We start from the raw sequence: 26,529 nt of genomic DNA, 5'->3' as shown, positions 1-26,529 counted from the left end.
GGACGCTTGGAGCACGATCTGGACCACCACCCGGACCACGACCCGGGCGGGGAGGGGGCCGCCGCCCCGCTCGCGCTCGATGCCCGGCGGATCGAGGCCCGGCTCGTCGAGGCGATCCCCGGCTTCGGCCGCCTGCGCCGCATCGCGCCGCTGTCGGGCGGGCAGTCGAACCCGACCTTCCTGATCGAGGCCGACGGCGGCCGCTTCGTGCTGCGGCGCCAGCCGCCGGGCGTGCTGCTCAAGGGCGCGCACGCGGTCGACCGCGAGTACCGCGTGATGGCGGCCCTCGCCGGGAGCCCCGTACCGGTGCCGCGCATGCGCTGCCTGTGCACCGACCCGGACGTGGCCGGCACCATGTTCTACGTCATGGACCACGTCGCGGGCCGGGTCGTGCACGACCCGCGCCTGCCCGGCTTCTCGCCGGACGAGCGCACGCGCGTCTACGACGCGATGAACGCCACGCTCGCCGCCCTGCACGGGCTCGACCCGCAGGCGCTCGGGCTCGCGGATTTCGGCCGGCCGGGCGGCTACTTCGCCCGCCAGACCCGCCGCTGGATCGAGAACTATCGCGCGAGCGAGACCGAGCCGCGCCCCCTCCTCGACGAGACGATCGCCTGGCTCGAGGCCGAGCCCGCGCCCGACGACACGGCCGCCGCCCTGGTCCACGGCGACTTCCGGCTCGACAACATGATCCTCGCCCCCGACGCCCCGCGGGTCGTCGCTCTGATCGACTGGGAGCTCTCGACGCTCGGCCATCCGCTGGCGGATCTCGCCTACCAGGTGGCGCAATGGCGGCTGCCGGCGGAGGGGGCGGCCTTCGCGGGGCTCGACGGGGTCGATCGCGCGGCGCTCGGCCTGCCGGACGACGCCGCCTACCTCGAGGCCTACATGCGCCGGCGCGGCCTCTCGGCGCTGCCGCACTGGCGCTACGCCGTGGTGTTCTCGCTGTTCCGCCTCGCGGCCATCCTCCAGGGCGTCTACCGCCGCGCACGCGACGGCAACGCACCCAACCGCCCGCGCGGCCTCGCGATGGGGGACAGCATCCCCGTGCTGGAACGCCTCGCCGCCGAGGAGATCGCGGCGGCGTAGGGCGCGGCCGGGATCGCCGCTAGCGCCGGATGGGCCCCGGTGGCGGGATCTCCATGAAGCGCAGGGCCGGCAGGGTGATCCGCATGCCCTGGACGACGACCTCGTGCCGGCGCGGAGCCGCGTCCGCGCTCTCGGCGGGCCGCGCGGGGACGCGGCACGGACGCGCCTGGCGCAGTGCATGGTGCGATGCCTGGCGCGGCTCTCGGCCGACCGCCGCACGCGGCGCGCGCCGCCCCTGCGCGGCGCGCGGCGTCATCTCCCTGTCAAGCAAGACCGTCATCCTTCGTCGGGCGAGCGCGCGCGACGCACGCGTCCTCGCGATCATTCTTCGGAACGCGATTTCACGGAACGCGACTTCCCGGAACGCTGCTTCCGGGGTAACGCCAACGGGTAACGCCAACTCTGGGGACGCGACAGCGTCGACGAGCATAGCGCGCGTGCCCGCGACGGAGGCCTCGCGGGCGCGCCTGTCCCGGTTATGCTCATTATCCACACTCTGGAAAGTCACCTATATGGGCCTCGCGTTCGCGCACGCTCTTTGCGCGATGCGGCACGAAGGCCATGGCGCCGCTTCGCGCGTTGCACTAACGTCGGCTGCGACGTCCGGAGATCGAGGGGTGAACCGATGAGCACCGCACCCGCGCGGATGGCGGCCGACCGGTCGAACAAGCCGCAGGGTGCCGCGGCGGCGCGATCGCGCGCGGAAGCGCGCCCGCGCCGGCAGACGCGGGTCCTGTTCGTCACGCCCGAGATGACGGGCTTCGTCAAGGCCGGCGGGCTCGGGGAGGTCTCGGCCGCCCTGCCGCGGGCGATGCGCGGCGTGATCGACGCGCGCGTGCTGATCCCGGGCTATCGCGAGATCGTGGCGAGCCATCCCGAGATCCGCGTGGTCGCGCGCCTCCCGGCCCATCGCGGCGTGCCCGCCTGCTCCCTCGGCGAGCTGGTCACGCCCGACGGGCTCGTGATCTACGTCGTGCTCGCGCCCGAGCTCTTCGACCGCGAGGGCACGCCCTACGGGGATGCGGAGGGCGTCGATTGGCGCGACAACGACATCCGCTTCGCCCGGCTGGGGCTCGCCGCGGTGGAGATCGCCCGCGGCGCCGGCGCGCCGGGCTGGCGGCCCGACCTGCTGCACCTCAACGATTGGCCCACCGGCTTCGCCGCGGCCTACGCGCATTGGGAGGGCGTTCGCGTCCCCTCGGTGATCACCATCCACAACCTCGCCTACCAGGGCCTGTTCTCACCGGCACGCATGGAGCGGCTCGGCGTGCCGAAGGACGCCTTCGGGCTCGACGGGGTCGAGTTCCACGGCAAGCTGTCCTTCCTCAAGGCGGGGCTCTCCTACGCCGACCACGTCACCACGGTCTCGGCCACCTACGCCCACGAGATCACGACGCCCGAGCTCGGCTGCGGCCTCGACGGGCTGCTGCGGCTGCGCGCCGAGCAGGGCCGGCTCACCGGCATCGTCAACGGCATCGACGCGAGCTGGGACCCGGCGACCGATCCGCACCTCGAGAGCCCCTTCGCGCTCAACGCCTGGGACGGCAAGGAGGCGAACGCCGCCGCGGTGCGGCGCGCCTTCGGTCTCTCGGAGACCGGCGGCCCGCTCTTCGCGGTGATCTCCCGGCTCGTTCACCAGAAGGGCGTCGACCTCTCCATCGACGCGGCCGAGGCGATCGTCGCCGACGGCGGGCAGATCGTGGTCACCGGGCGCGGGGAGGGGCGCTTCGAGAGCGAGCTGCGCGCGCTCGCGCGCCGCCACCCCGGCATGGTGGGCGTCGACATCGGCTTCGAGGAGGCGCGCGCGCGGCGCATGTACGCCGCGTCCGACTTCCTGCTGATGCCCTCGCGGTTCGAGCCCTGCGGCCTCTCGCAGATGTACGCCCAGGCCTTCGCCTCGCTGCCCATCGCCACCCGCACCGGCGGCCTCGCCGACACGATCGACGACGGCGTCACCGGCTTCCTGTTCGACCGTCCGAGCCTGCCCGCCTTCCTCGACGCCATCCGCCGCGCGCTCGACGCCTTCCGCGCCCGCTCCCGCCTGATGTCGATGCGCCGCGCGGCGATGACGCGCCCGATGGGGTGGGACGGGTCGGTGCGGGGGTACGAGGGGGTCTATCGGCGGGTCGGGGTGGGGTGAGGGGCGTCACGCCCGCGCGATCCCCGGCCGCGGTTCCACGGCGGTAGCGGCACGCCGGAGCGTGTCGATCCGACGCTGTCCAGGTCGAGCGGCCGGTCGAGCCCTCCCCCGATCGCGGCCGTCCTCTCTTGCCCCGCCCCCGGTTCTCCCCCAATCTCCAGCTCACGAACCCGCCGCGCGGCAAGTCCCGTCGGCGCGCACACGCGCACGAGGATCCCCATGATCGATCTGTATTATTGGCCCACTCCCAACGGCCACAAGATCACGATGTTTCTGGAGGAGACCGGCCTCGCCTACGTCATCCGGCCGATCGACATCGGCAAGGGCGACCAGTTCGCGCCGGACTTCCTGAAGATCGCGCCCAACAACCGCATGCCGGCGATCGTCGACCATGCGCCGCCGGGCGGCGGGGAGCCGGTCTCGGTGTTCGAATCGGGGGCGATCCTCCTCTACCTCGCCGAGAAGGAGGGCCGCTTCCTGCCCGCCGACCTGCGCGGGCGGGTCGAGACGCTGCAATGGCTGTTCTGGCAGATGGGCGGGCTCGGGCCGATGGCCGGGCAGAACCACCATTTCAGCCAGTACGCGCCCGAGAAGATCCCCTACGCCATCGACCGCTACGTCAACGAGACGAACCGGCTCTACGGCGTGCTCGACGGGCGCCTCGCCGACCGGGAGTTCGTCGCGGGCGACGCCTACACCATCGCCGACATGGCCTCCTATCCCTGGATCGTGTCTCACGAGCGCCAGGGCCAAGACCTCGACGACTTCCCGCACCTGAAGCGGTGGTTCCACGCGATCCGCGAACGGCCCGCCACCATCCGCGCCTATGCCAAGGGCGAGGAGATCCGGCCGTCCGGACAGAAGATGTCGGAGGAGGACAAGAAGGTCCTCTTCGGCCAGACCGCCGCTTCGCTGAAGCGCTGAGGCGATCATGACCCGCGTCCTCTACGACCTGTGCGCGGCGGATCCCGCCGTGCGGCTGAGCCCCTATTGCTGGCGCGCGAAGCTCGCGCTCGCCCACAAGGGCGTCGCCTTCGAGGCCCGGCCCTGGCGCTTCACCGAGCGCGAGGCGCTCGGCTTCTCGGGGCAGGGCAAGGTGCCCGTCCTCGTCGACGGCGAGGCGGTGGTGGCCGACAGCTTCGCCATCGCGCGCCATCTGGAGCAGGCGTACCCGCAGGCGCCGACCCTGTTCCCCGGCGGCGTCGCGGAGGCCCGCTTCGTGGCGACCTGGGCGGACACGGTGCTGAACGCCGGCCTCGCCCGGATGGTGGTGGCCGACATCTGCGCCGCGCTGGACGGCGCGGACGCGGCCTATTTCCGCGAGAGCCGCGAGGCGCGCTTCGGCGGAAGGCTCGAGGACGTCCAGGCCGGTCGCGAGGACCGGCTCGGGGCCTTCCGCGCGAGCCTCGCGCCGCTGCGCGCGGCGCTGGGCGAGGCGCCGTATCTCGCCGGCGGGAGCCCGGCCTATGCGGACTACGCGATCGCCGGGAGCTTCCAGTGGGCGCACACGATCAGCGCCTTCGACCCGCTCGCGGCGGACGACCCGGTCCACGCCTGGCGCGAGCGCATGCGCGGGCTGTACGACGGCCTGATGGCGCGGGCGCCGCGCGCCGTGGAGGAGACGGCGGCCGCCGGCTGAGCGCGGATCGACGGATCGTTGCCCGGGGCCCCGAGATTGCGCGAAACGGTTCGAGGTCGCGCTCGACATTCCCGCAACACCGCGCCGCAAAAGGCCGCGGAGGCGGCCCGCGCGGGTTTGACAACGGCGCGCGCCGCTGTTCCACTTCGCGCCGACGGGGGGAAACGGCGCCAATGCCGCGCACGATGCGACGACGCGTGTCGCCCCCGCGCCCCGATTCCGCCATCGCGGCGGCATTCGAGGGCGGCATCCGTAGTCCGGATCCGCGCCCGCAGGCGCGCGGCACGAGCCTGCAAGAGGACGATGTCTGTGGTCGATCAGAACCTGAAGCGCTCCCCCACGCGCAAGCCCGACGGCGCGACCGGCGTCGAAGCCGCGGTCGAGGTGGCGAACGCCTCCCACGCCGAGACGGACTCCCGCGCCGAGGCCGACTCGCAGCCTGCGGCGAAGCCCGCCCGCAAGTCGAGGAAGGCGGCGACCGGTTCCGCGTCGGCGGCCGCGACCGCGGCGGCGAAGGCCGCGGCGGGGCCGGCCCCCGCACCGGTCGGGCTCGGGCCGCTGCCCTCCGGCGCGCCGGCGATCGAGGAGATCGCCGATCCGGCGGTCTTTCGCGAGGCGATCCTCAGGAAGCTGCTCTACAGCGTCGGTAAGGACGCGTCCCGGGCCAGCGAGCACGATTGGCTCGTCGCCACCATCCTGGCGCTGCGCGACGGCATCGTCGACCGCTGGATCGATTCGACCCGGCGCACCTACGCCAGCGGCAAGAAGCGGGTCTACTACCTCTCGCTCGAGTTCCTGATCGGTCGCATGCTGTTCGACGCGCTCGGCAATCTCGGGCTCACCGAGACCGCCCGCGAGGCGCTCGCGCCGCTCGGCGTCGATCTCGACCGCCTGCGCCAGGCCGAGCCCGACGCGGCGCTCGGCAACGGCGGCCTCGGGCGCCTGGCCGCCTGCTTCATCGAGAGCCTGTCCAGCCTCAAGCTTCCGGCCTATGGCTACGGCATCCGCTACGACTACGGGCTGTTCAAGCAGGCGGTGTCGGACGGCTGGCAGCGGGAGATCCCGGAGGACTGGCTCTCCTTCGGGAACCCCTGGGAGTTCGAGCGGCCGGAGGTCGCCTACGAGATCGGCTTCGGCGGCCACGTCTCCGATCATCCGGGACCCGACGGGTCCGTGCACCGGGTCTGGCAGCCGGGCGAGAAGGTGCTCGCCGCCGCCTACGACACGCCGGTGGTCGGCTGGCGCGGCGCGCACGTGAACACCCTACGGCTGTGGTCCGCCAAGGCGCCCCAGCCGATCGCGCTCGAGGCCTTCAACGTCGGCGACTACGTCGGCGCCATGGCCCAGCGGGCGCGCATCGAGGCGATCTCGCGGGTGCTCTACCCGTCGGACGCGACGCCGGCGGGCTACGAGCTGCGGCTGCGCCAGGAGTACTTCTTCACCGCCGCCTCACTGCAGGACCTCATCCGCCGCCATCTGCAGGCCTTCGGCACGCTGGAGAACCTCGGCGAGAAGGCCGCGATCCAGCTCAACGACACCCATCCGGCGATCGCCGTCGCGGAGCTGATGCGCCTGCTCATCGACGTGCACGGCTTCGCCTACGACGACGCCTGGCGGCTCACCCGGCAGACGCTGAACTATACCAACCACACGCTTCTGCCCGAGGCGCTGGAGACCTGGTCGGTGCAGCTCATGGAGCGGCTGCTGCCGCGCCACATGGAGATCATCTACCGGATCAACTGGCACCACCTGGAGGAGGTCTCGCGGGGCTCCACCCAGGACCAGGACCTGATCCGCTCGGTCTCGCTCATCGACGAATCCCACGGCCGGCGCGTGCGCATGGGGCACCTCGCGTTCCTCGGCTCGAACAAGGTCAACGGCGTCTCGGCGCTGCACACCGAGCTGATGCGCGAGACCGTGTTCGCCGATCTCCACGCGCTCTTCCCCGACCGCATCGTCTCGAAGACGAACGGCGTCACCTTCCGCCGCTGGCTGCAGCAGTGCAACCCCGCGCTGACGAAGCTCCTCGTCGAGACGCTCGGCGAGCGCGTGCTCGACGACCCGGCCGTGCTGCGCGGGCTCGAGGCGCATGCCGACGATCCCGCCTTCCAGGCGCGCTACTCGGCCGTCAAGCACGCCAACAAGGAAGCGCTCGCGGTGATCATCGCGCAGCGCACAGGCTGGCACGTCGACCCGACCGCGATGTTCGACGTGCAGATCAAGCGCATCCACGAGTACAAGCGCCAGCTGCTCAACGTGCTGGAGACGGTCGCGCTCTACCACGCCATCAAGGCGCATCCCGACCGACCCTGGCCCAAGCGGGTGAAGATCTTCGCCGGCAAGGCGGCGGCGAGCTACACGCAGGCGAAGCTCATCATCAAGCTCGCCCACGACGTCGCCCGCGTGATCAACACCGACCCGCAGGTCGGCGACCGTCTCAAGCTGGTCTTCCTGCCGAACTACAACGTCTCCCTCGCCGAGGCGATCATCCCCGCCGCCGACCTCTCCGAGCAGATCTCGACCGCGGGCATGGAGGCGTCCGGCACGGGGAACATGAAGCTCGCGCTCAACGGCGCGCTCACCATCGGCACCCTCGACGGCGCCAACGTCGAGATCCGCGAGCACGTGGGCGAGGAGAACATCGTGATCTTCGGCCTCACGGCGGAGGAGGTCGGGGCCAAGCGCAAGGCCGGCCTCTCGCCCGACCAACGCTCGGCGCGGCTCGCGCGCGTGCTCTACGAGATCGAGACCGGCGTCTTCTCGCCGGAGGACCCGACGCGGTTCGACCCCATCGTCGAGGCGCTCGACCGCAACGACCACTTCCTCGTCGGCCCGGACTTCGACGCCTATTGGGAGGCCCAGCGCGAGGTCGACGGCCTGTGGGCCGATCAGCCGACCTGGTGGCGCATGGCGATCCTCAACACGGCGCGTATCGGCTGGTTCTCCTCGGACCGGACGATCTCGGAATACGCGAGCGAGATCTGGGGAGCGCAGCCGCTCTGAGCGGATGCGGCGTGCCGCGACCGCGCCGAGGCTTCAACCGCGGCGCGGGAGGCGCTAGGCTGCGCGCGGAACGGAGCGCCGCCGGGGGACGATTCACTTGAGCGACGACCGGGATCGAGCGGGAACGCCGGCCTTGGACGGGATGACGGAGGAGGCGCTGCTGCGCGCCTTCTTCGACAACTCGACGAGCTACGCCTTCGCCAAGGATCTCGAAGGCCGCTACATCCTGGCCAATCGCCATTATCTCGATGCCTTCGGCATCGCCCGGCTCGCGGATATCGCCGGGCTCACGGACCGGGATCGTTTCGGCAGCGCGGAGCCCTACAGCGCCAACGACGTCCGTGTCCTCCAGGAGAACCGTCCGATGATCTTCGAGGAGGAGGCGATCACGGCGGACGGGGAGGTGCGCCATGCGATCTCGACCAAGTTCCCCCTGCGCGACGGCGACGGCACGGTGATCGGCGTCGGCAGCATCTCGACGGACATCACCGAGCGCAAGCGCGCCGAACGCCATCGCGTCCTGCTCGTCGACGAACTCAATCACCGGGTGAAGAACACGCTCGCCCTCGTCCAGAGCCTCGCACGCCAGAGCTTCGCCTACGGCGGCGACCCGCGGGCGGGGCTCGCCTCGTTCGAGGGGCGACTGCGGGCGCTCGCGGCCTCCCACGACGTCCTCACCCGGCGGAGCTGGGACGGCGCGCCGCTCGACGTGCTCGCTCGCGAGGCCTTCGACGGCTGCGCGGTGGAACCGGAGCGCATGCACCTCGACGGTCCGCACGTGCGCCTCGTCCCGAAGCAGGCGGTCAACGTCACGCTCGCGCTCCACGAATTGTGCACCAACGCCCGCAAGCACGGGGCGCTCTCGTCCGAGACGGGACGCATCGCGCTGACCTGGCGCATCGACGAGGCGCCCCAGCCGCGCCTCGTGCTGGAATGGCGGGAGACCGGCGGGCCGCCGGTGGTGCCGCCCGAGCGGCACGGATTCGGGCTGCGGATGATCGCGGGCGTGCTGCGCAGCGAGCTCGAGGCGACGGTCGGCTTCAGCTTCGCACCGGAGGGGTTCTCCTGCCGCGTCGAGGCGCCGGTCCCGCCCTCCGAGCGCGCGCTCTGATGGGCTGGATCATGCCCGAGCGCGACACCGACCGCATGCTCCCGCGCGTGCCGCGCATGCTGCTCCATCTCCTTTGGCGCGTGACCCGCGGCATGACGATGGGCGTGCGCGCGATCGTGACGGACGCCGACGAGCGTGTGCTCCTCGTGCGCCACACCTATACGCCGGGCTGGCATCTGCCCGGCGGCGGCATCGAGGCCGGCGAGACGGCGGTCGAGGCGCTGGCCCGGGAGCTCATCGAGGAGGCCGGCGTCGTGCTCACCGGCCCCGCGCGGCTCCACGGCGCCTTCTTCAACAGCGCGGTGTCGAACCGCGACCACGTCCTCGTCTACCTCGTCGACGATTTCACCCGCGACGATTCCAGGCGCCGCGCGCGGGAGATCGCCGAGGTGCGCTTCTTCGACCTGCGGGCGCTGCCGGACGACGTCACGCCGGGCACCAGACGACGCCTCGCGGAGCTGGCCGACGGAGCGGAGATCGGCGCGCGCTGGTGAGCCGGCGGCGCCGGGGCGGCGCGGCGTAGACGCGCGCCGAGGAGGCTGGTAGAGCGGTCGCGCGCGACGCGGATCGCGCATGGGGAGGTTCGGATGAAAGCGGGAGCCGAGCGACGACGAGCGCGTTGACGGCGCGGCGCCGGCCGCGTCCCGCCATGCGTTCGCCATCCGTCCCGCTCCCGGCCCGACTCCGCGCCCGACCTGCGATTCCCGACATGACCGAGCTCTCCCTCTCCATCCGGCCGGAAGTACCCGGCGACGCCGACGCGATCGAGCGGCTGCACGAGCGCGCCTTCGGGCCGGGGCGCTTCGCCCGCTCGGCCTATCGCCTGCGCGAGGGCGCGGCGCACGATCCGGCGCTCTCCTTCACGGCCAATGTCGGAACGCTCCTCGTCGGCTCGGTGCGGCTCTCGCCGATCTGGGCCGGGCGCGTGCCGGCGCTGATCCTGGGGCCGCTGACGGTGGAGCCCGCCTTCGAGAGCCGCGGCATCGGCGCGGCGCTCATGACGCGCGCGCTCGCCGCGGCACGCGCCGCCGGGCACGGGCTGGTGCTCCTCGTCGGCGACGAGCCCTACTACCGCCGCTTCGGCTTCGCGGTCGTCCCGCGCGGGCGGCTCGCCATGCCCGGGCCGGTCGACCCGGCGCGATTCCTGGCGCTCGAGCTCGTCGAGGGCACGCTCGCGCAGGCGCGCGGGCCGGTCACCGCACGCCGGAGCTGAGGCGCCTCAGGTCGTCGCGCAGATCACGTCCGGCACGATGCCGCAGCGGGCGACGAAGCCGCGCGCGTCGCACCCGGCGAAGAGGCCGTGGGCGGTGATCAGCACCGTCCCGAACCCCGCCGCGCGCCCGCCGAGCACGTCCGTGTGCAGCGTATCGCCGACCATCGCGAAGCGCTCGCGCGGCACGTCCGCATGCAGTGAGCGGACGGCGCGGAAGGCGTCCGCATAGGGCTTGCCGTAGAAGGCCGGCGCGATGCCGGTGCGATCGGCGAGGTCGTGCGCGAACCAGCCCGGCTCGAGGCTGAGCCCGTTCTCGCGGGGCGCCACGAGGTCGGGATTGGCGACCACGACCGGCCGCGGGCGCGCGGCGAGCGCCGCGACGAGGCGCTCCTGCGCGCGCGCGTCCCAGCGGGCGCTGGAGAGCAGGAGGAACCCGTCGGCGCGCGCGAGCAGATCCGGGTCGTCCGCGAGATCCGCGACCCGCGCGCCGAGATCGTCGAAGCGCGCGCCGGGGCCCGCTGCGGCGGCCCAGAGCAGGCCTTCCGGCTGCGCGGAGAGCGCCGCCGCCGCGACGTCGCGGCTCGATACGACCTCGTGCGGGGCGAAGTCGAAGCCGAGCGCGCCGTACTTGCCGAGCGCATCGATGCGCCGATGCGTGGCGCCGTTGGTGAGAACGACGAGCCGCTTGCCGCGGGCGCGCAGCTCCGCCACCCGCTCGACCGCGCCGCCGATCGGGCGCTCGCCGACGTTGAGGACGCCGAAGGCGTCGAGGACGAAGACGTCGTAGGCGTCGGCGATGTCGCTCAGCGTCGCGGCCTCCCGGCTCCGCGCGGGAAACCGCGCCTGCGGCAGGCGCGCACGGATCGCCTCGTAGCGCGTGAAGGCGGTCTCGACGTCGGTGACAGGTGCGGCGTTCATGCGGGCGACGGGTCTCGGCGGCGGGGAGGGCGCGCTGGTGGGGCGCCGCCTCTTCCACCATCTCGCGGGGGCGGAGTCCAGGCGATGCGGCGCGTCGTGCCGTCCGCGACCTGCCCTCACCCCGGCCGCTGCGAGGACATCTCCACTTCCTTGCGGCGCTGGAGGCCGAGCTTGCGCTCGCGGTAGATTACGAAGATGCCCGACGCCGTCACCAGCACGGCGCCGGCGATCACCGCCTGCTCGGGCCATTGCCCGAACACGAACCAGCCGAGCAGCGTCGCCCAGATCATCGTCGTGTACTCGAAGGGCGCGACCAGGGAAGCGTCCGCCCAGCGATAGCTCTCGGTGAGCAGGATCTGGCCGATGCCGCCGAGGATGCCGAGGCCGATCAGCATCGCGAGCTGAGGCAAGGTCGGCATCACCCAGCCGAAGAAGACCGTCGAGAGGCCGATCAGGGTGGTCACCGCGCTGAAGTAGAACACGATCGCGCCGGTGCGCTCGGTCGCCGTGAGGCGGCGCACCTGGATAGTCGCGCCGGCCGTGCAGAAGGCCGCGCCGATGCCGAAGAGCGCGCCGAGCGAGGCGCCCTGCGCCAGCGCCTCGTCCCCGAACCGGGGAGAGAGCATGACGAGGACGCCCACCAGTCCCACCGCGACCGCGCTCCAGCGATAGGCGCGCACGGTCTCGCGCAGGAGCAGCGCCGCGAGCACGACGACGATGAGCGGGGCGGCGTAGCCGATCGCCACGGCCTCCGTCAGCGGCAGGTAGGCCAGCGCCGAGAACCCGAGCACCATGCCAGTCGAGCCGATGATGCTGCGCAGGAAGTGGCCCTTGAGGTTGTGCGTGCGCACGGCGTTGACGACGGTGTCCGTCGCCGCGAGCCAGACGAGGAGCGGCACGAGGGCGAAGGCGGAGCGGAAGAAGATCAGCTGGCCCGTCGGGAAGTGCTCGGAGGCGAGCTTGATCGTCGCCGCCATCAGGGTGAAGGCGAGGGCGGAGAGGATCTTGAGGCTGACGCCGAGGGCGGGCTTCACGGTTGTCTGGTCCGGGGGAAGAGCATCCATCTATGCACCCGCGCGGTGCTCGCGAGAAGCGCCGCCGACGTCGCCGCCGCTGCGCGCTCCGTGCATGGAACCTGCATGGGCGCCCACTTCCGTCAATCCCCGCGGGCATCGCTCGCGCGGACACCGCGAGAAGTCGCCCACGACCGGCGGAGGACGCCGCCGGCGTCATCAAAGTGCAATGGAGAATCGGTTCTTGTCGCCCAAACAGCCGGAGCGGAGCTGGAAGAGTGACTGACGACGATCAAGCAATCCGCGTTCGGACGTTGTTCCTCTCGGATTTCCATCTGGGGACGCGGGACTGCCAGGCCGACCTGCTGCTCGGCTTCCTGCGGCGCTACGATGCCGACGTGATCTATCTCGTCGGGGACATCATCGACGGCTGGAAGCTGCGGGGCGGCTGGTTCTGGCCCCAGTCGCACAACGACGTGGTGCAGAAGCTGCTGCGCAAGGTGCGCAAGGGGACCCGGCTGATCTACGTCCCGGGCAACCATGACGAGTTCCTGCGGGACTATATCGGCGCTCATTTCGGCGGCATCGAGGTCTGCGAGCGCGCGCTCCACGAGACTGCCGCGGGCGAGCGGCTGCTCGTCATCCACGGGGACCAGTTCGACGTCGTGATGAAGCACGCCAGATGGCTGGCGCACCTGGGCGATTGGGCCTACTCTCTGGCGCTGTTGTCCAACACCTACGTCAACGGGATCCGCCGGCGGCTGGGCCTGACCTACTGGTCCCTCTCGGCCTGGGCCAAGCTCAAGGTGAAGAACGCGGTGAACTTCATCTCCAAGTTCGAGGAGTTCCTGGTGGAGGAGGCCCGCAACCAGGGCGCGACAGGCGTCGTGTGCGGGCACATCCACCACGCGGCCCAGCGCGAGATCGACGGCGTGCGCTACCTCAATTGCGGCGACTGGGTCGAGAGCTGCACGGCGATCGTCGAGCACTACGACGGCCGGCTCGAGCTCGTGCGCTGGGTCGAGGCGATGGCGGCGCTCGCCGCGCAGGAGGGCGAACCCGCGCAGCCGCTGCCCGAGCCCGCGCGCCCGGCGCGCCTCGCGCGGCGCACGGACGGCGGCGCCGCCGCGCCCGTCGCGGCACCGGGCTCGCGGGCCGTCGCTTGATGCGCCTCCTCGTCGCGACGGACGCCTGGCGTCCGCAGATCAACGGGGTGGTGCGCTCGATCGAGCAGATGATCGCGCACGCACCGGACTTCGACGCCGAGGTCGTGCTCCTGACGCCGCTCGACTTCCGCTCGCTGCCGATGCCGACCTATCCGGAGATCCGCCTCGCGCTGGCGCGTCCGCGCGCGGTGGCGCGCAAGATCGCCGAGCTCGCGCCGACGCACATCCACATCGCGACCGAGGGCCCGATCGGCATCGCGACGCGCCGGATCTGCCTCGCGAACGGCTTCGCCTACACGACGAGCTACCACACGCGGTTTCCCGAATACGTCGCCGCCCGTGCGCCGGTGCCGGAGCGCTGGGTCTACCGCGCGATCCGCCGCTTCCACAACACGGGCCGCGGCATCATGGTGGCGACGGATTCGCTCGAGGCGGAGCTGGTCAAGCGGGGCTTCGTCAACGTGCTGCGCTGGGGCCGTGGTGTCGATACGACGCTCTTTCGCCCGCGCGAGACCCGCGTGATCGACGCCCCGGGCCCGATCTTCCTCTATGTCGGTCGCGTCGCCGTGGAGAAGAACCTCGAGTCCTTCCTCGCGCTCGACCTGCCGGGCACCAAGGTGATCGTCGGCGACGGGCCGGCGCGGGCGGACCTCGAGCGGCGCTACAGGGACGTGCGCTTCCTCGGCGCGCGGACCGGCGAGGCGCTCGCGGAGGTCTACGCCTCGGCCGACGTCTTCGTCTTCCCGAGCCTCACCGACACGTTCGGCATCGTGCTGCTCGAGGCGCTCGCCTCCGGCCTGCCGATCGCCGCCTACCCGGTGACCGGTCCGCTCGATGTCGTCGGCACGAGCGGCTGCGGCGTCCTCGACACCGACCTGCGCAAGGCGGCGCTCGCCGCCCTCGAGATCCCCCGGGACCGCTGCCGGGCCTATGGCGAGACCTTCACCTGGCACGAGAGCGCCCGGCAGTTCTTCGGCAACGTCCGCGCGGCGGCCGGCGACGAGCCGGTGGTGGACCTCACGCGGATCACCCGCGACGGCTGACGCCGCCGGCCGTCCTCAGCCGAGCCGCGTCGCGGCGTCGGCGATCGCGGCGTGGATGCGCTGGTACGTGCCGCAGCGGCACAGGTTCCCCTCCATCGCGGCGACGACGTCGTCCTCGGTCGGCGAGGGCGTCTGCGAGAGGAGGCCGACCGCGGCCATGATCTGCCCGGACTGGCAGTAGCCGCACTGCACGACGTCGAGATCGCGCCAGGCCGCCCGCACCGCCTCGGCGACCGGTCCCGCGATCCCCTCGATCGTGGTGATCGCCGCGCCCTCGACGGCGGACGCCGGCGTGACGCAGGCGCGGATCGGCTGGCCGTCGAGATGGACCGTGCAGGCCCCGCATTGCGCAATGCCGCAGCCGTACTTCGTGCCCGTGAGCCCGGCGTGGTCGCGCAGGGCCCAGAGCAGCGGCATGTCGGGGTCGACGTCGAGCGTGGTCTCGCGCCCGTTGAGCATCAGCCGGATCATGGGGCCTCGCGACGGAAGTGTTCCTCGCATAGGTATGGCGCGTGGTCGCCCGCGGCCAGGGGCTGTGCACGGGCGTCGAGCGTTCGACGTGCAGAGCGACCGGCTTGACAACGCGGGGCCGGTACGGCTCGATGGCGCCGTCGCACGGCCGAGGCTTCCAGGATGCCGCTCCGCGTCGCCACCAACGTCTCCGACCCGAGCGCGGTCCGGACCGCGCCGCGGGCCGGGGCGCACCGCGCCCGCTGGCGGGATTGATCGTGCGTTCCGAGCCGCGAGACGGACCCGGCCCCGCGCGCCGCCGCCGCGCTCTCGCGCACGGCGCCTTCGCCGAATGGCGGGCGCTGGCCGCGCTGATGCTGAAGGGCTGGCGGCCGCTCGCCCGCCGCTGGCGCGTTCCGGGCGGGGAGATCGACCTCGTCATGCGCCGCGGGCGCGTGGTTCTCTTCGTCGAGGTGAAGGCCCGCGCCGCCCTCGATGACGCCCGCGTCGCGGTCACCCCGCAGAAGCGCCGCCGCCTCGCCCGCGCCATCCGCGCCTGGCGCAGCCGCAATCGCTGGGCGGATGCCGGCTGGTCGTTCCGGGTCGACGCGGTCTTCCTGGGGCGGGGACGCTGGCCGGTGCACGTCGAGGGCGTGATGGAGATCTGACGCCGCTTGCCGCAGTCTCCTCCCGGTCAGCCCGCGTCACGCTGCGCGATCCAGTCGAAATCCGGGTGGTTGGCGAAGCGCCAGGCGCGGCGGGGGCCGGCCATGACGTTGAGGTAGTACATCTCGACGCCGTAGGGCGCCGCGCAGGGGTGGTGGCCCTTGGGTACCAGCACGACGTCGCCGTCGGCCACCGCCATCGTCTCGTCGAGGGAGCCGTCCTCGGTGAAGACGCGCTGCAGGCCGAAGCCGTTGGCCGGGTTCAGGCGGTGGTAGTAGGTCTCCTCCAGGTAGGTCATGCGCGGGTAGTCGTCCTCGTCGTGCCGGTGCGGCGGGTAGGACGACCAATGCCCCTGGGGCGTGAACACCTCCGTGACGAGGAGCGAGTCGGCGACGTCGCGCTCTTCCATCGCGATCGGGTGGATGCGCCGCGTATTGGTGCCCTTCCCGCGGGTGACGGCCTCGACCTCGTCCGGGCGGATCACCGTCACGGGACGCGTGCCCCGTCCGGGCGCCGTGCAGACGGCCAGCGTCAGCGGCGTCGTCGCCCGCGCCGACCAGCCGCTGCCGGCCGGCACGTAGACGGTGAACGGCCGCTCGCCGGAGAACGGGTCCATGCGGCCGCCGAGCGCGCCCAGAGCCCGGCCCCCGGCCTCGATCTCCGCCTTGCCCTCGACGAGGACGAGCATGGCCTCGCGATCCCCGGTCGCCTCCGCCGCGGTCTCGCCGGGGGCGAGGCGATAGAGCGAGAAGCCGACATAGGTCCAGCCGGCCGTCTCGGGCGTGATGGCGTGGACCAGCCCGCTGGTGCCGGAGGGCTTGCGCAGGAGGTTCGCCATCAGCGCGCCTCCGCGTCCAGGCCCGACTCGCGGGCGAGGCGGCGCAGGGCCTCGAGGCCCATCCGCTGGTAGACCTTCGGGTCGCGCACGTCCGGGTCCTGCTCCGCCTCGATCACGAGCCAGCCGTCGTAGCCGTGCTCGGCGGCGACGGCGAGGACGCTGAGGAAGTCGACCCCGCCCTCCGGGTCTCCCGGCACGGTGAAGACGCCGCGGCGCACGCCCTCGAGGAAGCTCAGCCGCTCGGCCTCGACCTCCCGCTCGATCACGGGGCGGACGTTCTTCGCGTGAATGTGGCGCACGCGGTCCATGTGCTTGTGCGCGAGCGCGGTCGGGTCCGCGCCGGCGAAGAAGGCGTGGCCGGTGTCCAGAAGAAGCTTCGTCGCCGGCCCCGTCTCCGCCATCAGCCGGTCGATCTCCGCCTCGCTCTGCACAACGGTGCCCATGTGGTGGTGGTAGACGAGATCGATCCCCCGCTCGGCGCAATGCGCGGCGAGCGCCTCGACGCCGCGGGCGAAGCCGGGCCATTCCGCGTCCGATAGAATCGGGCGCTCCGCCAGGGGCTTGGCGTCGTCTCCGTGGATGGCGTTGGAGGTCTCGCAGACGATGCACACGCGCGACCCCATGGCGGAGAGCAGGTCGAGCACCGGGTCGAGCGCCGCCTTCTCCGCCTCGACGCTGCGCGCGAGCAGGTTGAGCGAGTGCCAGCCGGAGACGTAGGCGAGGCCGTGGGGCGCCAGCGTCGCCTTCAGCGCGGCGGCACCTTCGGGGAACTTGTGGCCCTTCTCGATGCCGTCGAAGCCGATGGCGGCGGTGTCTGCGAGGCACTCCTCCAGCGGGATGTGCGCGCCGAGGCGTCGGTCGTCGTCGTTGGACCAGGCGATGGGATTGGTGCCGTAGCGGATCATGCGATGTCGTCCTAGGGGCGGCCTCAGGGGCGGCGGCGGGTGGTGGCCTGCTCGTAGGCGGCGCGGGCGGCGCGGACCTTCTCGCGGGTCGAGACCTCGGGCACGGCGACGTCCCACCAGGCGCCGCCGGCCTGCGTCGTGATCATCGGGTCGGTGTCGATGACGATGCCGGTGGTGACATCCGAGGCGCGGGCCCGGGCGAGCGCGGCCTCCAGCTCGGCGATGGACGACACCTTCTCGGTGTGCGCGCCCATCGCCGCCATGTGCGCGGCGAAGTCGATGTGCGCCGGCGTCTCGTGCACCGCGTCGTCGAGGAGGTTGTTGAAGCTCTCGCCTCCGGTGGCGCGCTGCAGCCGGTCGATGCAGCCGAAGCCGCGATTGTCGAGGACGACGACGACGAGCTTGAGCCCGAGCATCACCGCGGTGGCGAGCTCGGAGTTCATCATCATGTACGAGCCGTCGCCGACCATGACCACGACCTCGCGCTCGGGCAGCGCCATCTTCACGCCGAGCCCGCCGGCGATCTCGTAGCCCATGGTCGAGTAGCCGTACTCGACGTGGTAGCCGTTCGGCCGCGCGGCCCGCCAGAGCTTGTGCAGCTCGCCCGGCAGCCCGCCGGCGGCGCAGACGACGACGGTGTCCGCGTTCGAGGCCCGCTGCACGGCGCCGATCACCTGCGCGTCCGAGGGCAGCGCGTTGCCGGAAGCCGGCGGAGCCGTGGCGGCGTCGACGGCGGCGTCCCATTCCGCCTTCAGCCCCGCGACGTCGCCCTCGGCCCGCCAGCTGGCGAGCGCGTCCTCGAGCTCGGCGAGGCCCGCCTTGGCGTCTGCCACCAGGGACAGCGCCCCGTGCTTGCCGGCGTCGAAGGCGGCGACGTTGAGGCCGATGATCGTCAGATCCCGGTCGCCGAACAGGGCCCGCGAGCCGGTGGTGAAGTCCTGCAGCCGCGTGCCCACCGCGAGCACGACGTCGGCCTCGGAGGCCACCTTGTTCGCCGCGCTCGATCCGGTGACGCCGATCGAGCCGAGGTTCAGCGGATGGTCGTGGGGCAGGGCGGACTTGCCGGCCTGCGTCTCGGCGACGGGGAGGTTGTGCGCCTCGCAGAAGCGGGCGAGATCGCCCGCCGCATCGGCATACAGCACGCCGCCGCCGGCGACGACGAGGGGGCGCTCTCCCCGCGTCAGGGCGGCGACCGCGGCGGCGAGCTCGTCCGCGTCCGGGCGCGGCCGGCGCTGGCGCCAGAGCCTCGCCTCGAAGAACGTCTCCGGCCAGTCGAAGGCCATGGCCTGAACGTCCTGGCAGAAGGCCAGCGTGACCGGGCCGCACTCCGCCGGATCGGTGAGCACGCTCATCGCCCGGGGGAGGGCGGACAGCAGCTGCTCGGGCCGGGTGATGCGGTCGAAATAGCGCGAGACCGGGCGGAAGCAGTCGTTGGCGCTGATCGTGCCGTCCCCGAAGTCTTCGACCTGCTGCAGCACCGGGTCCGGCAGGCGGCTCGCGAAGACGTCGCCGGGTACGAACAGCACCGGCAGCCGGTTCACGTGCGCGAGCGCGGCGGCGGTCACCATGTTGGTGGCGCCGGGGCCGATCGAGGACGTCACCATCATGGCGCGGCGGCGGTTCGAGGCCTTGGCGTAGGCGATGGCGGCGTGCGCCATGGACTGCTCGTTGTGGCCACGGAAGGTGGGCAGCCGCTCGCGGATGCCGTGGAGCGCCTCGCCCAGCCCCGCCACGTTGCCGTGGCCGAAGATCGCCCAGACGCCGCCGAGGAACGGCACGCCCGGCGCGGTCTCCTGCGCCGCGAGCCAGCGCACCATGGCCTGGGCGGCGGTCAGCCGGATCGTCCTCATCGCGTCCCCTCTCCAATCCCCTGACGGGCCTCGTCCCAGATCCTGCACAGGCGCGCGAAGCGCCCTTCCATGTCGGCGATCGCGGCGTCGTCGTCGACCTCGCCGGCGAGCCAGGCCCGCGCCGCCTCGGCGAAGATGGTGCGGCCCACCGCGAAGCCCTTCACCCGCTCGTGCCGTGCGGCGAGGCGGAAGCTCTCCGTCAGCCCGGCCTCGCCCTCGCCGAGCCCGAGCACGACGATCCCCCGGCACAAGGGGTCGCGCTCGGCGATTACCGCGCAGGCCCGCGCCCACGCCGCGGCGGAACGCAGCGGCTCGAGCTTCCACCAGTCCGGCTTCACGCCGAGGTCGTAGAAGCGCGCCATGGCGCGGGCGGTGGTGTCGTCGTCGAGCGGGCCGGCCTTGGAGGCGACGATCTCGAGCAGGAACTCGAGCCCGTTGGCGCGGGCCGCCTCGGCGAGACGCAGCACGGTCTCCTCCTGCTGCCCCTTCGTCTCGGGCGGGTCGTCGGGGTGGTAGAAGCACAGCACCTTGACCACGTGCTCGAGCGGCCATTCGGCCAGCGCGCTGCCGTAGTCGCGGCCGATCTCCAGCTCCAGCGGGCGCGAGCCGGGCTTCTCCACCGGGCGGCCGATCCACAGGCCGGATCCGGCCGCCGCCATCAGCGCGTCGCCGCCGAGCCGCGGGTCGCACAGGATGCCGTAGCCCGTCCGCCCGTCGGCGACACGGCGGGTGGCGTCGAGGCACAGCTGCTTGAAGGCGCCGATCCGCTCCGGGGCGGCGCCGACGGCGGACGCGATCTCCTCGATCTGGGCGCGATGGTCGAAGGCGAAGACGCGCAGCGCCGGCCAGTCGCCGCGCCGGGTCGTCGCCCAGTGGATGTGCGCGAGCTCCGCGTCGTGCCGCAGCGCCGGGGTGACGACGCCGCGGCGTAAGAAGAACGCGAGCTCGGCCCAGGTCGGGTAGGCCGGCGCGCAGCCGTGGCGGGAGACGGCGAAGGCGCCGCAGGCGTTGGCGTAGGCGAGGGTGCGCTCCCAGGCCTCCCCGTCGAGCCAGCCCTTGAGCAGCCCCGCCATGAAGCCGTCGCCGGCGCCGAGCACGTTGTAGACCTCGATCGGGAAGCCGGGCCCGCTGAGGCCCTCGTCCAGGTCGTCCGGGATCGCGCCGGGGAAGGCGACGGCGCCCATGGGGCCGCGCTTGAGCACCAGCGTCGCGTCCGACGCCGCGCGCACGGCGCGCAGGGCCTCGGGCATGTCCCGGCTGCCGCCGGCGATGGCGAACTCCTCCTCGGTGCCGACGATCAGGTCGAAAAGGTGCAGCGTTTCCCGAAGCTTGGCGGTGACGGCTCCCGAGGCGATGTAGCGCTCCTCGCCGGCGTCGTGGCCCGCGAGCCCCCACAGGTTCGGCCGGTAGTCGATGTCGAGCGCCGTGCGCAGCCCCTTCGCGCGGGCGATGCGCAGCGCCTTGAGCACCGCGGCCTCGGTGCGCGGATGCGAGAGGTGCGTGCCGGTCGCCACCACGCAGCGCGCGTCGGCGACGAAGGCCTCGTCGACATCGGCCTCCTCCAGCGCCATGTCGGCGCAGTTCTCGCGGTAGAAGATCAGCGGGAAGCGCGTCCTGTCTCGGATCCCGAGGATGACGAGCGCGGTCAGCCGCTCGGGATCGGTGATCACGCCGCGGGTGTCGACGCCCTCGCGGGCGAGCTCCTCGCGCAGGAAGCGGCCCATGGCCTCGTCGCCGACGCGCGTCAGCACGGCGGCGCGCAGGCCGAGCCGGGCGGCGCCCACCGCCATGTTGGTGGGCGAGCCGCCGAGATACTTGCGGAAGGAGGCCATGTCCTCCAGCCGGCCGCCGACCTGGGCGCCGTAGAGGTCGACCGAGGAGCGGCCGATGGTGATCACGTCGAGGGTCATGACGCTTCGTCTCTCGTTGTCCGGCTCACGCCTCGGCCACCGCTTCCTCGAGCGAGGCGAGCTCCTGGCCGCCGGCCATCATGTCCTGCAGCGCCTCGTAGTCGATCTCGCCCTTGTTCGCCGTGCCGAGCGTCTGGCCGCGGTTGAGCACGGTGAAGCGGTCGCCGACCGCGAGCGCGTGGCGGACGTTGTGGGTGATGAAGACGACGCCGATGCCCTGCTTGCGCACCCGCGCGATGGTGGCGAGCACGTTCGCCGTCTGGCGCACGCCGAGCGCGGAGGTGGGCTCGTCGAGGATCAGCACCTTGGCACCGAAATGCACCGCGCGGGCGATGGCGACGGTCTGGCGCTCGCCGCCCGACAGCGTGCCCACCGCCTGGTCCGGCCCGCGCAGCTGGATGCCCATCTTGCGCATCTCCTCCAGCGTCACGCGGTTGGCGTGGGCGAAGTCGATCAGCTTGATCGGCCCGAAGCGCTTGACCGGCTCGCGGCCCATCCAGAAATTGCGCGTCACCGACATCAGCGGGATCATCGCGAGGTCCTGGTAGACCGTGGCGATGCCGAGCCGCATCGCCTCGCGCGGGCTCTCCAGCACCGTCGGGCGGCCCTCGACCAGGATCTCGCCCCGGGTCGGCTGGTGGACGCCGGACATCGTCTTGATGAAGGTCGACTTGCCGGCGCCGTTGTCGCCGAGCAGGCAGTGCACCTCGCCCGGGAAGACCGAGAAGGAGACGCCGTTCAAGGCGATGACCGGGCCGAAATGCTTCTCGATGTCGCGCAGCTCGATGATCGGGGTCGTCGTCATCAGCGCTCTCCCGTGATCAGGCGGCGCGTGTAGGTGTTCATGATCACCGCGAGGAGGAGGATGACGCCCAGGAACACCCGGAACAGCGAGCTCTCGACGCCGGTGAAGAACAGACCCTGCTGCACCACGCCGAAGATCAGCGCGCCGAGCGCCGCCCCGATCACCGTGCCGTAGCCGCCGGTGAGCAGCGCCCCGCCGATGACGACGCAGATGATCGCCTCGAACTCCTTGAGGAGCCCGCGATCCGCCGCCGCCGAGCCGAACTCCATCACCTGGCAGGTGGCGAAGACGGTGGCGCAGAAGGCGGTGAAGACGAACATCGACACCTTCACGCGCTTCACGGGAACGCCCGTGTAGCGCGCCGCCTGGGCGTCCCCGCCGGAGGCATAGATCCAGTTGCCGAAGGGCGTCTTTGTCAGCAGCACGTGGGCGAAGACGATGAGGCCGATCGCCCAGACCATCATCATCGGGATGCCGTCGACGACCGGCTCGCCGGCACGGGTGCCGCGGGTGTAGGTCGAGATCACGCCGATGTCCGCGAGCCAGACGAACAGCCCGCCGAAGACCTTGCCGCCGAAGAGCGGGGCGAGCCAGTCGCCCTCGGCCGCGTCGCGCACGCCGCCGACGATGGTCTGGCGGGTGGCGGAGATCGAGAGGAAGATCGTCAGCCCGCGCAGGATGAACAGCGAGGCGAGCGTGACGATGAAGGAGGGCAGGCCGGTCTTGACCACGATCCAGCCGTTGATCGCGCCGATCAGCATGGCGAGCGCGAAGGCGGCGAGGATCGCCAGCCAGATCGGGTAGCCCCAGGCCACGCCGACGATGGCGATGACCATCCCGGAGAATCCGATCATCGAGCCGACCGAGAGATCGAACTCGCCGGCGATCATCAGCAGGCCCGCGCCCACCGCGATGATCGCGAACTGCGCGGCGACGATGCCCCAGTTCATCACGCCCTCGGCGGAGAACATGCCCGTGTCGCGCGCGACCAGGAAGAAGAACACGAAGACAAGGAACGTGCCGCAGATCGCGCCGAGCTCGGGCCGCAGCATGGCCTTGCGCAGGGGCGACATCGGCTTCAGGCGCTCGTCGTGCATGGCGCCGCATCCTCCAGCCGTGGGGACGGGTCCCCGGGGCGTGCGCTCGGTGCGCGCCCCGGGTCGGTGGCTTCGGTCGTCGAGGCGTGCCCCGGCTCAGCGGTACTCGCCGGCCAGCGCCTCGACCTTCTCGATGTTCTGCGCCGTGATGAAGCCCGGGCCCGAGTTGATGTGGCCGGACGGGAGCACGCCGTAACGGCTGTAGTTCGTCAGGATGACGACGGGCAGGTAGCCCTGCAGGAAGGGCTGCTGGTCGATGGCGAAGGCGATGACGTCGTCCTTGATCGCCTGGGCGATCTCGCCGGAGAGGTCGAACGTGCCGAAATACACCTCGCCCGTCAGGCCGGCATCGTCGAGCGCGGCGATGGTGGGGTGCGCCGAGGTCGGGCCGAGCGTCAGCACCGCGTCGGTGTCCGGGTTGGAGTTCAGGTAGGCGGAGACGCGGTTGCGGATCTCGCCGGGATCCTGGCCGGCGTCGATCATCTGGTCGCCGAGCTCGATCCCGAGACCCGCCGCGAAGCCCTGGCAGCGCTCCACCGAGGCCGGGTTGGTGATGTAGTGGTTGACGCAAAGGAAGGACTCGGCGCCCTCCGCCGCGGCGCGCTTGCCGGCCTGGAGGCCCGCCTCGTATTCCGGCTGGCCGACATGCATGAGGGCGCCGAGCTCCTCGGACTGCTCCTGCGTGCCGGAGTTGATGGTGATCACCGGGATGCCGCGATCGACCGCGTCCTGAATCGGGCCCTTGAGCACGTCGAAATCGGCGATGGTGACGATGATGCCGTCGGGGCTCGAGGCGGCGGCCTGCTCGACGATGCGCGCCATGTCGGCGAGGTCGCCGGTGGTCGGGTTGCGGTACTCGACGGTGGCGTCCATCTGGTCGCCGGCCACCGCGATGGCGTTGCGGATCGTGTTCCACCAGCTGTCCGAATCCGGCGCGTGGCTGATCAGGACGAAGCGCTCGCCCTCCGCCTGTGCGGGGGCGGCGAAGGCCGCGGTGGCCGCCACGGCGAGCGCGAGCGCCGAGATGGTGTGCTTCATGGTTGTTCCTCCCTTGGTCACGGCGATCCCGTGATCCGCCGAGCGTCGTCTGCGCGACGTCCCGAGCCGCCGTGCGGCTCCCTGTTGGTCAGGGTCGAAATGGAGCGTACATTCCATATCGCGGCACGGCAAGTTCATTCCGATCGAAATGGAACGAAAATTCTGCCAGGCCGCGCTCGAGGCGACCGTGCCGCGATCCGCCGGCGGGACCATGCGGCGCCTGCCCGTCGCTTGACGACGGCCGGCGGACTTGTTCGATTCGCCCGAGGGGGCGCGCGGATGCGAGGTCGACGATGAACGACGACGCTGCTTGGGCACTCGAGGAGCGCTTCTGGCTGGACGGCCCCTCCTTCTATCGCGAGACGCTTCACGAGGGATGCGTCATGGCGTTTCCCGGCATGGGCCTGCTGCGGGTCCCGGACATCCTCCGGAGCATCGAGCACGCGCCCCGCTGGTCATCGGTGCGCATGCACGACAGGATCCTGGCGCGAGCCGGCGACGACGTGGTCGTGCTCGGGTACGGCGCGGAAGGGCGCCGGGAGGGTGCGGAGCCGTACCGCTGCCTGTGCACGTCGACCTACCGCGCCGACGAGGGCCGCTGGACACTGATCCAGCATCAGCAGACCCCCGTCGCCTGACCCCGTACGCCCCTCTCGCCGTGTGCCGGCGGGGGCCGGCGTCGCGGCATCGGACGTGTCAGCCCCCCTCCAGCGCGGCTCCCGTCGCCACCGCCAGCGTCGCGGCGAGGCAGAAGGTCGCCGCCAGCGAGCGGAAGGCGCCGAAGTCGAGCTCGTCGACGCCGAGCAGCACGTCGGCGTGGGGCGCGAGCGGGGAGAACTGGCTGTCGGTGATGGCGATCACGGACAGGCCGCGCGCCTTGGCGTGCTGGGCGAGCGCCACGGTCTCGGGCGTGTAGGGGGCGAAGGAGATGGCGAGGAGCGCGTCGTCGGGGGCGAGCATGCCGCCGTGGTCGAGCCGGCCCGCCATGTCGTGCAGCATGGTGGGGCGCCCCACCTTCTCGAAGGAATAGGCGAGATAGGCGGCGACCGAGAAGGCCCGGCGCAGGCCCACCACGTGGACGATCCGCGCCTCGGCCAGCCGGCGCACCGCCTCCTGCAGCCGCTCCGGCTCGAGCGCGAGCGCCATCCGCGAGATCGAGGAGCGCGACACTTCCGCGAACTCCGCGAGCACGCTCTCCGGGCTGCCTGCGCCGGCGGTCTTGAGCCGGGTGAGGCGGGTCGAGTAGTCCGGCCAGACATTGGAGAGCCGCGCCCGGAAGACGCGCTGCATCTCGGAATAGCCGGAATAGCCCACGAGCTTCGAGAAGCGGATCATGGCGGACGGCGGAACCTCGGCCGCGGCCGCGGCTTCCGCCACCGTGTCGAAGGCGATCCGGTCGGGCTCGCGCAGGACGTAGGCGGCGCACTGGCGCAGCCGCTTGGGCAGGCCGTCGTGCATCGCCGCCAGGCGCTGGCGCAGATCCTCGAAATCGCTGGGTGGGGTCGGCTTCATGGCACTGTCGGCTCCTCCCGCGGACCTTGACAGCCCCCGTCGCGACGCGCAAGCATCGTGGAATGAAAATTCCATTTTCGCGGCCACGCCGCGAGCAGGGAGGAGAAGGCATGGCCATCCGTTTCGGGCTTCTCGGCGCGGGCCGTATCGGCAAGGTCCACGGTGCTGCGGTTGCCGCGGTGGAGGGCGCCCGGCTCGTCGCCGTGGCGGACCCCGTCGCCGACGCGGCGGACGCGCTCGTGCGCAAGCACGGCGGCGAGGTGCGCACGATCGAGGCGATCGAGGCGGCGGACGACATCGACGCCGTCATCGTCGCCACGCCCACCGACACGCATGCCGACCTGATCGGCCGCTTCGCCCGGGCCGGCAAGGCGATCTTCTGCGAGAAGCCGATCGACCTGTCGCTCGCCCGCGTGCGCGCCTGCCTCGCGGTGGTGGAGGAGACCGGCACGCCGTTCATGCTGGGCTTCAACCGCCGCTTCGACCCCTCCTTCATGGCGCTGAAGGCGCAGATCGCGGCCGGGCGGATCGGCACACCGGAGATGGCGACGCTCACCTCCCGCGACCCCGGCCCGCCGCCGATCTCCTACATCGAGGCATCGGGGGGGATCTTCCGGGACATGACGATCCACGACTTCGACATGGCCCGCTTCCTGATGGGCGAGGAGATCGATCGGGTGACCGCCCGCGCGGCGGTGATGGTCGACCCGGCGATCGGCGAGGCGGGGGACTTCGACAGCGCGAGCCTGGTGCTCGAGACGGTGTCGGGCAAGCAGGTGATCGTCTCGAACTCGCGCCGCGCCGCCTACGGCTACGACCAGCGCATCGAGGTGCACGGCTCGAAGGGCATGGTGGCGGCGGAGAACCAGCGCCCGGCGATGATCGAGGTCGCCGACGCGCGCGGCTTCACCCGCCCGCCGCTCTACGACTTCTTCATGACCCGCTACACCCAGGCCTACGCCAACGAGATCGCCGCCTTCGTCGCGGCGCTGCGCGACGGCGCGCCGATCTCGCCGGGCGGCGCCGACGGCCTGGCCGCGCTGATCCTGGCGGAGGCCGCGCTCCTCTCGGTGCGCGAGGGCCGCACCGTGGCGGTCTCCGAGATCGGCTGACCCCGCCTCCC

The 26,529-nt window shown here is 71.9% G+C and carries 25 protein-coding genes; 13 read left to right on the top strand and 12 right to left on the bottom strand.

Features of this window, described 5'->3' with window-relative positions; all coding sequences use genetic code 11:
- The first annotated feature begins 6 nt into the window (after window positions 1–6).
- Entirely contained in the window at window positions 7–1,089 is a 1,083-nt protein-coding gene (locus tag G407_RS0100330; protein ID WP_245258987.1) for a phosphotransferase family protein, read from the top strand.
- A gap of 19 nt (window positions 1,090–1,108) precedes the next feature.
- Here G407_RS0100330 and G407_RS0100325 read toward each other — a convergent pair whose 3' ends face one another.
- Window positions 1,109–1,360: a hypothetical protein gene (locus G407_RS0100325; protein WP_156917428.1), complete on the bottom strand. Its 252-nt coding sequence runs from the start codon at window positions 1,358–1,360 to the stop codon at window positions 1,109–1,111.
- Window positions 1,361–1,714: 354 nt separating this feature from the next.
- Between G407_RS0100325 and glgA the strand changes: the two genes are divergently transcribed.
- The 7 genes from glgA to G407_RS0100290 all read left to right on the top strand — a co-directional run bounded on the left by glgA (window position 1,715) and on the right by G407_RS0100290 (window position 10,195).
- Window positions 1,715–3,229 carry a glycogen synthase GlgA gene (glgA, locus tag G407_RS24840; RefSeq protein WP_052340745.1) on the top strand — a complete coding sequence of 505 codons (1,515 nt, stop codon included), beginning with the start codon at window positions 1,715–1,717 and terminating at the stop codon, window positions 3,227–3,229.
- Between the two features lie 219 nt (window positions 3,230–3,448).
- Window positions 3,449–4,153: a glutathione binding-like protein gene (locus tag G407_RS0100315; protein ID WP_029029204.1), complete on the top strand. Its 705-nt coding sequence runs from the start codon at window positions 3,449–3,451 to the stop codon at window positions 4,151–4,153.
- Between the two features lie 7 nt (window positions 4,154–4,160).
- Window positions 4,161–4,868 (top strand): glutathione S-transferase N-terminal domain-containing protein, encoded by a 708-nt coding sequence (locus G407_RS0100310; RefSeq protein ID WP_029029203.1) that lies wholly within the window; start codon window positions 4,161–4,163, stop codon window positions 4,866–4,868.
- Window positions 4,869–5,171: 303 nt separating this feature from the next.
- A complete protein-coding gene (locus G407_RS24835) occupies window positions 5,172–7,871 on the top strand; it encodes a glycogen/starch/alpha-glucan phosphorylase (RefSeq protein WP_084327114.1) in 2,700 nt (899 codons plus the stop codon).
- Between the two features lie 142 nt (window positions 7,872–8,013).
- Window positions 8,014–8,982, top strand: coding sequence for a sensor histidine kinase (locus G407_RS24830; RefSeq protein WP_052340744.1), 969 nt, complete (start codon window positions 8,014–8,016; stop codon window positions 8,980–8,982).
- A complete protein-coding gene (locus G407_RS0100295) occupies window positions 8,982–9,476 on the top strand; it encodes an NUDIX domain-containing protein (RefSeq protein ID WP_156917426.1) in 495 nt (164 codons plus the stop codon). Before G407_RS24830 ends, G407_RS0100295 begins: the two co-directional genes overlap by 1 nt.
- A gap of 215 nt (window positions 9,477–9,691) precedes the next feature.
- Window positions 9,692–10,195 carry a GNAT family N-acetyltransferase gene (locus G407_RS0100290; protein ID WP_029029201.1) on the top strand — a complete coding sequence of 168 codons (504 nt, stop codon included), beginning with the start codon at window positions 9,692–9,694 and terminating at the stop codon, window positions 10,193–10,195.
- A gap of 6 nt (window positions 10,196–10,201) precedes the next feature.
- Here G407_RS0100290 and G407_RS0100285 read toward each other — a convergent pair whose 3' ends face one another.
- Both G407_RS0100285 and G407_RS0100280 read right to left on the bottom strand, forming a co-directional pair.
- Window positions 10,202–11,113: an HAD-IIA family hydrolase gene (locus G407_RS0100285; protein ID WP_029029200.1), complete on the bottom strand. Its 912-nt coding sequence runs from the start codon at window positions 11,111–11,113 to the stop codon at window positions 10,202–10,204.
- Between the two features lie 116 nt (window positions 11,114–11,229).
- A complete protein-coding gene (locus G407_RS0100280) occupies window positions 11,230–12,147 on the bottom strand; it encodes a DMT family transporter (protein WP_043538584.1) in 918 nt (305 codons plus the stop codon).
- 257 nt (window positions 12,148–12,404) lie between these two features.
- Here G407_RS0100280 and G407_RS24825 point away from each other — a divergent pair, with 257 nt between their 5' ends.
- Both G407_RS24825 and G407_RS24820 read left to right on the top strand, forming a co-directional pair.
- Window positions 12,405–13,292: a UDP-2,3-diacylglucosamine diphosphatase gene (locus G407_RS24825; RefSeq protein WP_245258986.1), complete on the top strand. Its 888-nt coding sequence runs from the start codon at window positions 12,405–12,407 to the stop codon at window positions 13,290–13,292.
- Complete coding sequence (locus G407_RS24820; RefSeq protein WP_052340742.1) at window positions 13,292–14,335, top strand: glycosyltransferase family 4 protein; 1,044 nt, start codon at window positions 13,292–13,294, stop codon at window positions 14,333–14,335. The genes G407_RS24825 and G407_RS24820 overlap by 1 nt, the downstream gene beginning before the upstream one ends.
- A gap of 15 nt (window positions 14,336–14,350) precedes the next feature.
- On the opposite strand, the gene G407_RS0100265 is transcribed toward G407_RS24820, so the two are convergent.
- Entirely contained in the window at window positions 14,351–14,806 is a 456-nt protein-coding gene (locus G407_RS0100265) for a (2Fe-2S)-binding protein (RefSeq protein ID WP_029029198.1), read from the bottom strand.
- A gap of 257 nt (window positions 14,807–15,063) precedes the next feature.
- On the opposite strand from G407_RS0100265, the gene G407_RS0100255 reads away from it, so the two are divergent.
- Window positions 15,064–15,453, top strand: a complete 390-nt coding sequence (locus G407_RS0100255; protein ID WP_029029197.1) for a YraN family protein — start codon at window positions 15,064–15,066, stop codon at window positions 15,451–15,453.
- A gap of 26 nt (window positions 15,454–15,479) precedes the next feature.
- On the opposite strand, the gene iolB is transcribed toward G407_RS0100255, so the two are convergent.
- From iolB to G407_RS0100220, 7 genes are all read right to left on the bottom strand, one after another.
- Window positions 15,480–16,289 carry a 5-deoxy-glucuronate isomerase gene (gene iolB, locus G407_RS0100250; RefSeq protein ID WP_029029196.1) on the bottom strand — a complete coding sequence of 270 codons (810 nt, stop codon included), beginning with the start codon at window positions 16,287–16,289 and terminating at the stop codon, window positions 15,480–15,482.
- The gene (gene iolE / locus G407_RS0100245) at window positions 16,289–17,194 is read right to left on the bottom strand and encodes a myo-inosose-2 dehydratase (RefSeq protein ID WP_029029195.1); all 906 of its coding nucleotides are present in this window, start codon (window positions 17,192–17,194) and stop codon (window positions 16,289–16,291) included. Before iolE ends, iolB begins: the two co-directional genes overlap by 1 nt.
- A 23-nt stretch (window positions 17,195–17,217) precedes the next feature.
- Window positions 17,218–19,044, bottom strand: coding sequence for a 3D-(3,5/4)-trihydroxycyclohexane-1,2-dione acylhydrolase (decyclizing) (gene iolD, locus G407_RS0100240; protein WP_029029194.1), 1,827 nt, complete (start codon window positions 19,042–19,044; stop codon window positions 17,218–17,220).
- Window positions 19,041–20,954, bottom strand: coding sequence for a bifunctional 5-dehydro-2-deoxygluconokinase/5-dehydro-2-deoxyphosphogluconate aldolase (locus tag G407_RS0100235; RefSeq protein WP_029029193.1), 1,914 nt, complete (start codon window positions 20,952–20,954; stop codon window positions 19,041–19,043). Before G407_RS0100235 ends, iolD begins: the two co-directional genes overlap by 4 nt.
- Window positions 20,955–20,979: 25 nt before the next feature.
- Complete coding sequence (locus G407_RS0100230; RefSeq protein WP_029029192.1) at window positions 20,980–21,759, bottom strand: ATP-binding cassette domain-containing protein; 780 nt, start codon at window positions 21,757–21,759, stop codon at window positions 20,980–20,982.
- On the bottom strand, window positions 21,759–22,856 hold the full coding sequence (locus G407_RS0100225; protein WP_029029191.1) for an ABC transporter permease: 1,098 nt from the start codon (window positions 22,854–22,856) through the stop codon (window positions 21,759–21,761). The genes G407_RS0100230 and G407_RS0100225 overlap by 1 nt, the downstream gene beginning before the upstream one ends.
- 96 nt (window positions 22,857–22,952) lie before the next feature.
- Window positions 22,953–23,894: a sugar ABC transporter substrate-binding protein gene (locus G407_RS0100220; protein ID WP_029029190.1), complete on the bottom strand. Its 942-nt coding sequence runs from the start codon at window positions 23,892–23,894 to the stop codon at window positions 22,953–22,955.
- 293 nt (window positions 23,895–24,187) lie between these two features.
- Here G407_RS0100220 and G407_RS0100215 point away from each other — a divergent pair, with 293 nt between their 5' ends.
- Window positions 24,188–24,532, top strand: a complete 345-nt coding sequence (locus tag G407_RS0100215) for a nuclear transport factor 2 family protein (RefSeq protein ID WP_029029189.1) — start codon at window positions 24,188–24,190, stop codon at window positions 24,530–24,532.
- Between the two features lie 58 nt (window positions 24,533–24,590).
- On the opposite strand, the gene G407_RS0100210 is transcribed toward G407_RS0100215, so the two are convergent.
- On the bottom strand, window positions 24,591–25,406 hold the full coding sequence (locus G407_RS0100210) for a MurR/RpiR family transcriptional regulator (RefSeq protein WP_029029188.1): 816 nt from the start codon (window positions 25,404–25,406) through the stop codon (window positions 24,591–24,593).
- A gap of 110 nt (window positions 25,407–25,516) precedes the next feature.
- Here G407_RS0100210 and iolG point away from each other — a divergent pair, with 110 nt between their 5' ends.
- Window positions 25,517–26,518 (top strand): inositol 2-dehydrogenase, encoded by a 1,002-nt coding sequence (iolG, locus tag G407_RS0100205; protein WP_029029187.1) that lies wholly within the window; start codon window positions 25,517–25,519, stop codon window positions 26,516–26,518.
- The last annotated feature ends 11 nt before the right edge of the window (window positions 26,519–26,529 follow it).

Origin of the sequence: Salinarimonas rosea DSM 21201 (assembly GCF_000429045.1) — a bacterium.
Lineage (GTDB): Bacteria > Pseudomonadota > Alphaproteobacteria > Rhizobiales > Beijerinckiaceae > Salinarimonas > Salinarimonas rosea.
The sequence above is the reverse complement of the archived record's forward strand: the minus strand, read 5'-3'. Positions and strand labels throughout refer to the sequence as shown.

What these genes read in the sequence shown, in the direction of transcription:
- glgA (WP_052340745.1), top strand. Translation starts at nt 1,715, where the DNA reads ATGAGCACCGCACCCGCGCGGATGGCGGCCGACCGGTCGAACAAGCCG.
- G407_RS0100315 (WP_029029204.1), top strand. Translation starts at nt 3,449, where the DNA reads ATGATCGATCTGTATTATTGGCCCACTCCCAACGGCCACAAGATCACG.
- G407_RS0100310 (WP_029029203.1), top strand. Translation starts at nt 4,161, where the DNA reads ATGACCCGCGTCCTCTACGACCTGTGCGCGGCGGATCCCGCCGTGCGG.
- G407_RS24835 (WP_084327114.1), top strand. Translation starts at nt 5,172, where the DNA reads ATGTCTGTGGTCGATCAGAACCTGAAGCGCTCCCCCACGCGCAAGCCC.
- G407_RS24830 (WP_052340744.1), top strand. Translation starts at nt 8,014, where the DNA reads ATGACGGAGGAGGCGCTGCTGCGCGCCTTCTTCGACAACTCGACGAGC.
- G407_RS0100295 (WP_156917426.1), top strand. Translation starts at nt 8,982, where the DNA reads ATGGGCTGGATCATGCCCGAGCGCGACACCGACCGCATGCTCCCGCGC.
- G407_RS0100290 (WP_029029201.1), top strand. Translation starts at nt 9,692, where the DNA reads ATGACCGAGCTCTCCCTCTCCATCCGGCCGGAAGTACCCGGCGACGCC.
- G407_RS0100285 (WP_029029200.1), bottom strand. Translation starts at nt 11,113, where the DNA reads ATGAACGCCGCACCTGTCACCGACGTCGAGACCGCCTTCACGCGCTAC.
- G407_RS24820 (WP_052340742.1), top strand. Translation starts at nt 13,292, where the DNA reads ATGCGCCTCCTCGTCGCGACGGACGCCTGGCGTCCGCAGATCAACGGG.
- G407_RS0100265 (WP_029029198.1), bottom strand. Translation starts at nt 14,806, where the DNA reads ATGATCCGGCTGATGCTCAACGGGCGCGAGACCACGCTCGACGTCGAC.
- iolB (WP_029029196.1), bottom strand. Translation starts at nt 16,289, where the DNA reads ATGGCGAACCTCCTGCGCAAGCCCTCCGGCACCAGCGGGCTGGTCCAC.
- iolE (WP_029029195.1), bottom strand. Translation starts at nt 17,194, where the DNA reads ATGATCCGCTACGGCACCAATCCCATCGCCTGGTCCAACGACGACGAC.
- iolD (WP_029029194.1), bottom strand. Translation starts at nt 19,044, where the DNA reads ATGAGGACGATCCGGCTGACCGCCGCCCAGGCCATGGTGCGCTGGCTC.
- G407_RS0100235 (WP_029029193.1), bottom strand. Translation starts at nt 20,954, where the DNA reads ATGACCCTCGACGTGATCACCATCGGCCGCTCCTCGGTCGACCTCTAC.
- G407_RS0100230 (WP_029029192.1), bottom strand. Translation starts at nt 21,759, where the DNA reads ATGACGACGACCCCGATCATCGAGCTGCGCGACATCGAGAAGCATTTC.
- G407_RS0100225 (WP_029029191.1), bottom strand. Translation starts at nt 22,856, where the DNA reads ATGCACGACGAGCGCCTGAAGCCGATGTCGCCCCTGCGCAAGGCCATG.
- G407_RS0100220 (WP_029029190.1), bottom strand. Translation starts at nt 23,894, where the DNA reads ATGAAGCACACCATCTCGGCGCTCGCGCTCGCCGTGGCGGCCACCGCG.
- G407_RS0100215 (WP_029029189.1), top strand. Translation starts at nt 24,188, where the DNA reads ATGAACGACGACGCTGCTTGGGCACTCGAGGAGCGCTTCTGGCTGGAC.
- G407_RS0100210 (WP_029029188.1), bottom strand. Translation starts at nt 25,406, where the DNA reads ATGAAGCCGACCCCACCCAGCGATTTCGAGGATCTGCGCCAGCGCCTG.
- iolG (WP_029029187.1), top strand. Translation starts at nt 25,517, where the DNA reads ATGGCCATCCGTTTCGGGCTTCTCGGCGCGGGCCGTATCGGCAAGGTC.